General features: G+C 63.5%; 6 protein-coding genes. 5 read left to right on the forward strand and 1 reads right to left on the reverse strand.

Annotated features, from left to right (window positions below; all coding sequences use genetic code 11):
- Positions 1-13: 13 nt before the first annotated feature.
- From iaaH to Q2M23_RS34855, 5 genes are all read left to right on the forward strand, one after another.
- Positions 14-1,444: an indoleacetamide hydrolase gene (gene iaaH, locus Q2M23_RS34835; protein WP_057017629.1), complete on the forward strand. Its 1,431-nt coding sequence runs from the start codon at positions 14-16 to the stop codon at positions 1,442-1,444.
- A gap of 102 nt (positions 1,445-1,546) precedes the next feature.
- The gene (locus Q2M23_RS34840) at positions 1,547-2,581 is read left to right on the forward strand and encodes a quinone oxidoreductase family protein (protein WP_410469807.1); all 1,035 of its coding nucleotides are present in this window, start codon (positions 1,547-1,549) and stop codon (positions 2,579-2,581) included.
- A gap of 110 nt (positions 2,582-2,691) precedes the next feature.
- Positions 2,692-3,747, forward strand: coding sequence for a YeeE/YedE family protein (locus Q2M23_RS34845; RefSeq protein WP_057017630.1), 1,056 nt, complete (start codon positions 2,692-2,694; stop codon positions 3,745-3,747).
- Positions 3,748-3,899: 152 nt separating this feature from the next.
- Positions 3,900-4,283 (forward strand): nuclear transport factor 2 family protein, encoded by a 384-nt coding sequence (locus tag Q2M23_RS34850; protein ID WP_057017631.1) that lies wholly within the window; start codon positions 3,900-3,902, stop codon positions 4,281-4,283.
- A 265-nt stretch (positions 4,284-4,548) separates the two neighbouring features.
- Positions 4,549-4,938 carry a DUF1330 domain-containing protein gene (locus tag Q2M23_RS34855; RefSeq protein WP_156436242.1) on the forward strand — a complete coding sequence of 130 codons (390 nt, stop codon included), beginning with the start codon at positions 4,549-4,551 and terminating at the stop codon, positions 4,936-4,938.
- Positions 4,939-5,158: 220 nt separating this feature from the next.
- Here the strand turns inward: Q2M23_RS34855 and Q2M23_RS34860 are convergent, their stop codons facing one another.
- Positions 5,159-6,139, reverse strand: a complete 981-nt coding sequence (locus tag Q2M23_RS34860; RefSeq protein WP_316398462.1) for an AraC family transcriptional regulator — start codon at positions 6,137-6,139, stop codon at positions 5,159-5,161.
- Positions 6,140-6,471: the final 332 nt, after the last annotated feature.

The raw sequence follows: 6,471 nt of genomic DNA on the forward strand, positions 1-6,471 counted from the left end.
CAGGGCGCAGGGTATGGCCGACACCAATGAAACGACCGCTGCGGAGATCCTGGCTGATATCCGCGCCGGCAAGGTAACGGCGGTCAGTGTCGTCGAGGCCGCGCTCGATCGTGCGGAGCGGCTCAAGCACCTCAACGCCTTCATCGTGCTGAACCGCGACGGCGCGCTGGCCGCGGCGCGCGAGGTCGATGCCGGGACGCGGACCGGCGTGCTGGCCGGGCTTCCGATCGTCGTGAAGGACAATATCAACACATCAGAACTGCCGACATCGGGCGGCACGCCGGCGCTGCAACACGCGCGGCCTGCGCGCAATGCGCCGTCGCTGCAAAAGCTGCTCGATGCGGGTGCCGTCGTCATCGGCAAGACCAATCTGCACGAGCTTGCCTTCGGCATCACCAGTACCAATCTCGCACCGTTCGCAGGACCGGTGCGGAATCCATACGACACCAGCCGGATCCCGGGCGGGTCGTCCGGCGGAACGTCGGCGGCGATCGCCGCGCGCATCGCCACCTGTGGCCTCGGATCGGACACCGGCGGCTCGACCCGCGTGCCCGCGGCGTTGACCGGGACCGTGGGCCTTCGGCCTTCAGTCGGCGATGGCGGCGCCGAGCGGCGTTATCACGATGACAACCAGGTGGTTCCGATCAGCCATACCCGCGACACCGTCGGCCCGATGGGACGCACCGTCGCCGATGTCGCGCTGCTCGATGCCGTGATGACAGGCACGCCGCTGGCAACGAGCATCCCGCTACGCGGCGTGCGTCTCGGCATTCCCGCCTGTTTCTGGAGCGGCCTCGATCGCGATGTCGAAGCCGTCGCCCGCGCAGCCTGCGCCCGGCTCTCGGCGGCCGGCGCGGTGCTGGTCGATGTCGACATGCCCGATCTGTTTGAGCAGAACGGCAAGGTGTCGTTTGTGGTCGCGTTGCACGAGCCGATCGCCGATATCCCGGCCTGGCTCGCCGCCTCCGGGATTGAAGGGATCACGCTGTCCGACATCGCGGCCGGCGTCGCCAGTCCTGATGTCGTCGGCGCATTCGGTGCCATCACTACGGACGCCTTCGGTGCCGCCTATGATGATGCAATCAAAGTGCAGCGGCCGGTGCTGCAGGCGATCTATGCCACCTACATCAGGGACAACGGGCTGGATGCGATCCTGTTTCCGACCACGATCGCGCCTGCACCGGTCATCGACGAAAACAACGGATCCGGCGAGATGTCGGTCAATGGCGGCGCGCAGGTGCCGACCTTCGGCACCTTGATCCGCAACACCGATCCCGGCAGCAATGCTGGCCTTCCCGGGCTGTCGCTCTATGCCGGCATGACGTCCGATGGCCTGCCGGTTGGGCTCGAGCTCGACGGTCCGGTCGGCAGCGATGCAAGGCTGCTCGGGCTCGGCCTGTCGATCGAGGCGATCCTGGGCACGGCCCCGCCGCCGAAGCTCTGACTCGGCCGGCCGCAACAAGCCCCTTGAATTGATCGGTCAGTCGATTAGTCATGGCCCGAGGCCATCCGGCCGCCACCATCCGCGTGCCTTGCGGCGCGCTCCATGACCGAGACTGGAACGCTGATGCCGCCGGCCCCGCAAGCAAACCGTCATCCTGTCGACGCGCGCTGCGTCCGCCTGCTGACGAAGGCGGAGAACGCGGCGGCGGTGGCGCCAGCGGTCGAGACCCTTGCGTTGTCGCGCGCGGCGGACGATCTGCTCATCGAGGTGAGGGCCGCCGCGGTCAATCCGTCCGACGTCAAGGCCGCGACCGGGCTGATGCCCTATGCCATATTCCCGCGTACCCCGGGCCGCGACTACGCCGGTGTCGTAATCGATGGTCCCGCTGAATTCATCGGGCGTGAGGTGTTCGGCTCGTCCGGCGACCTCGGCATCCGCCGCGACGGCACCCATGCCACGCATCTGGTGGTCGAGCGCGATGCCGTGGTGGAAAAACCCGCGGGCATTTCCTGGGACGAAGCCGCCGGGATCGGCGTGCCCTTCGTCACCGCGATGGAGGGCCTGCGCCGCGCCGGCCTGCCGAAGGCGGGCGAGACCGTGCTCGTGATGGGCGTCAACGGCAAGGTCGGGCAGGCCGCGGTGCAGATCGCGAGCTGGCACGGCGCGCGCGTGATCGGCGTGGTGCGCAAGAGCGAGCCCTATGAAGGCCACAGCAATTCGCCGGTCGAGGTGATCGACGCCTCGACCACCGACGTCGCCGCTCGCGTGCGCGAGCTGACCGGCGGCAAGGGCGCCAACATCGTCTACAACACGGTCGGCGATCCCTATTTCCAGGCCGCGCACAAGTCGCTGGCGCTGCGCGGCCGCCAGATCCTGATCGCGGCGGTCGACCGCATCGTGCAGTTCAACATCCTCGAATTCTACCGCGGCCAGCACACCTATGTCGGCATCGACACGCTTGCGCTGTCGTCGGTTGCGACCGGCGAGGTGTTGCGCGAGCTCGCGCCGGGCTTTGCCGGCGGACATCTGAAGCCATTCCCGATCAAGCCGAGCGCGATCTACCCGCTGGAACAGGCCAAGGCGGCGTTTGTTGCCGTGGCAGGCTCGTCGCGCGACCGCGTGATTTTGCGACCCTAGTTCACCGTCATTGCGAGGAGCGAAGCGACGAAGCAATCCATTTCTCTCCAGCGTGATAGTATGGATTGCTTCGCGTCGCTCGCAATGACGAACGTAATTGAAGGACTATTATGGACCCCGCCACGATCGTCATCATTGCCGCCCTGACCATCGGCCTCATCTATGGCTCGGTCGCGCTGCTCAGCGGCTTCTGCATGATGAGCGGCCTGCGCGGCTGGTGGGCGGAGGGCGACGGCCGCCTGGCGCGCACCTATGCGCTGGCGATGGGCGTCGCGATCGCGGCCTCGCAGCTGTTGGCGGCGGCAGGCCTCGTCGATCTCGGCAAGTCGATCTATCTGCAACCGTCCTTCTCGGCGCCGGTGATGTTCCTCGGCGGGCTCCTGTTCGGCTACGGTATGGTGCTGTCGAATGGCTGCGGCTCGCGGGCGCTGGTGCTGCTCGGGCGCGGCAATCTGCGCTCCTTCGTGGTCGTGATCGTGCTCGGCATTTTCGCCGAGATGACGCTGAAGGGCCTGATCGCCCCGGCGCGGATCGCGATGGTGCAGGCGTCACAGGCCACAGTGTCAGCCAATTCGGTGCCGGCGCTATTGGCGGACATCGGCCTCGGCGCGGTGCCGGCGCGGATGGTGGCGGCCTCGGTTCTCGCAGCCCTCTTGATTATTTTCGCCTTTGCCCATGCGCCATTCCGCAAGTCACCGGGCCAGATCGCGGCCGGCCTGATCGTCGGCCTGCTGGTGGCGGGGGGCTGGTACGCGACCGGCTATCTCGGCGCCGATGATTTCAATCCGGTGCCGGTGACGTCGCTGACCTTCATCGCGCCGATCGCCGACGCCCTGCAATACGTCATGCTGTCGACCGGCTCGACGCTCAATTTCGGCATCGTCACCGTGTTCGGCGTGTTCGCCGGCAGCCTGATCACGGCCATCGCCACCGGGCGCTTCCAGCTCGAAGGCTACCGGTCGCCGCAGCATATGCTGCGCTCGGCGAGCGGCGCCGCGTTGATGGGCGCGGGCGGCGTGATGGCGTTCGGCTGCTCGGTCGGGCAGGGGCTGACTGGGCTGTCGACGCTCTCGCTGTCGTCCCTCATCGCGATCGCCGGCATCATGCTCGGCACCGGCGCCGGCCTGCGCGGGAGCTTGCGGGTCAGGCCGCTTGCGACGGCCTAGGCGTGTACTCATAACCGTCGGCTTCCCGTCATAAAGCGGAAGTTGCCCGGTTCGGTAGTTATCGGCGGCTTATGGCCCCTCAGCAGACATTCCGTTCGTGCCGATGCTCCGTTTTGGAGATAATATGCAGCATTGCGACGCGAGGGAAGAGAATGAATGAAGATCAAACCATTCGAGCGGCTTTGGATCATCACTGGGCAGCCTCAGATGCAAATGACTTCGAGGCGGAGCATGAGATTTACCGTGATGATGCCGTGCTTGAGTACCCTCAATCCGGGGAGAGAATCCGCGGTCGACGCAATATTCAAGCGTCTCGTTTTGCGCAGCCGAACAAGAAGCGCTTTACGGTGCGACGCATACTCGGCGCTGCCGACCTTTGGGTTACTGAATTTGTCCTCACATACGACGGCTTGCCATCTTACACGGTGAGCATCATGGAATTCAGAGGCGGGAAGGTCGTTCGTGAAACCCAGTACTTCGGTGATCCCTTTGAGCCGGGGCCGTCGCGCGCCCAATGGATCGAGCCAATACGTTGAGATGTCTTTGCATTCAATCTCACCACCGCAGCGTGCTCCGGCTCATCATTCTCGTGCGTTGCCTGCCAATGCCGACGAGGTGATCGAGTAGGATGGTCATCGCACGCATGAGTCCGGGATGGCCCTAAGCTGATGGTCTGCATGATCCCCGAGAGGTTGGCTCTTCGAGGGTAACCGGAAGTCCCTCGCGCTTTTATCGAAGTTGAGTGCGGCTGCCTCTCACCCTACTCTCGCCCGGCCGGTTATCGGCGAGCTGGAGGAAATCATGAGAACTCAATACTTGATGGCATTGTCACTGCTCAGCGGCATCGCAATCGGCGGGTTCGCGTTCCAAGGTTTGCACGCTCAAACCAAGCTGAAGGCCTACAGTATCGGTGAGATCGAACCAATTGCTGGTGCAACTGTTTCGCCCGCTTATATCGAGGCAGCGAGAAGGGCACTGGCCGAGGCCGGTGGCCGCTCAATGGGGACTTTGAAAGGCAGAGTTTTCCACGCGGAGGGCGGGCCTGCTCCAATCAGTGTGGCCATGACCGAGTGGGATAGCGCAGATGCCGCCATAGCATTTTTCCAGTCCAAGGTCTGGCAGGACCTTGCACCTGAGGGCGCGAAAACCGCGAAAACGATACGGCGATACATCGTGGAAGTTGAGAAGTGACCACCAACTTTGGTCACATGACTAGGCCGCCTCAGTTGGCGGCCTAATTCATTTCGATGTTGCCTGCTAGCCCTAAGCTGACGGTCTGCATGTCTAGCGCTCATTCCCTGCGATGTCGGTATGCGCCTCTTGGCGATGATGTTAAAGAAAGGGTGTTCGCGAAGCCCGCAAATACTCGCATTCTGCGGCATCGTCGGCGCACTGGTAAGGAGCCGCAGGATCACTTCTGCTCCCGCATGGTCGATGCGGCGCGCACACCTGAGGGCGTCTCGCCGAAGTGCCGGCGGAACGTGCGATTGAAATTAGAAACGTCACCAAAGCCGACTGCATACGCGATGTCGATGATGGCCAAATGCAGATGGTGCGGGTCAGTCAACATCGCGAAGGCACGCTCGAGCCGGCGTCCTGCAAGATGCTCGGTGAAAGACTTTCCGGTCCCCTCCTCGAGCAATTTTTGCACGTATCGCCGCGACATGCCGATCGCCCCAGCGACCTTGTTCAAATCGAAATTGGGATCGCTGTAGCGTCTCGCGACTTCCGCTAGGATCGCCTGCAGCTTTGCTGCCTTCACACCGCGCTCCGTAATGATGTCTGTTGCTTGGTCGGTCGGCCCGAGCGTCGCGGCGACAAGATCGAGGAGATGTACGCCGACGGTGGCGGCTAGCTCTGATGACGGAGGTTCTTTGAAGGATGCGAGCGACCGCAGGTAGCGGTTGAGAAGTCTCAGCGCCGGTCCGGAACGCGCTGGCCGGCCTGATAGGTCTTCCGGGTTGGCCACCAGAGACCTAAGGGCGGCAGCCTGCACGGTTACGAATTTGACGCTCCCCCCACGCGGCCCAAATACTCGCAGCGTCCTTCCCCGATCGACCAAACAAGCGGAGCCGACGTCATAGCCATACTCTTGGCCAGCATTTGCAAATTGGACCGGTCCAGCCTCGACGAGGTTCAGTCCGAATTGCTCACCGCTATCCTTGAGGTGGTGTTTGTGACGAATAAACTCCACCGGCGTCGTGACAAGGCTACAAACGCCAACCGCACCGAGCGACAAGCAGGTGACGTCGATACGTGGGCGGCCACCGCTGTGGTCTATCACGTCCAACGCGAGGTTCAGCCGCGCAAACTCCTCACGGAACGTGGAGAACCGCACGCGCTCCGGCAGCATCTCGGTCGACCATCGCAAAAGGTGAGATGACGTTGGCATCTCGACCTCCCGTTTTGGGGGCAGTCCCTCAAGTAATCATAATGGGCGGCGCTTCGCTACTGTGTGAAATGGCTTACAAAGGGAAGCCGGCTGCGCGACATTCGTCCTGTTGAGGACCGCTTGTGTGAAGGGTTTCGGATGCCGGCCGCATGACTGACGGCGCGGCACATTCGGCGGCCGGCGTCCGAAAGCCTCCAAGGGAGATGCTATGGTGCGGGCGGCGGCGGTGAGGACGGTGAGGATATGGCATTCATCGGCGCTGATGTGAACCGATGGAGCACCCCATGCAGAAGTTGAATGACCTGAGCCGATCCCTCACACCCCTCAAACCG

It is taken from the genome of Bradyrhizobium sp. 33ap4 (genome assembly GCF_032654765.1).
GTDB classification, from domain to species: Bacteria; Pseudomonadota; Alphaproteobacteria; order Rhizobiales; family Xanthobacteraceae; genus Bradyrhizobium; species Bradyrhizobium australafricanum.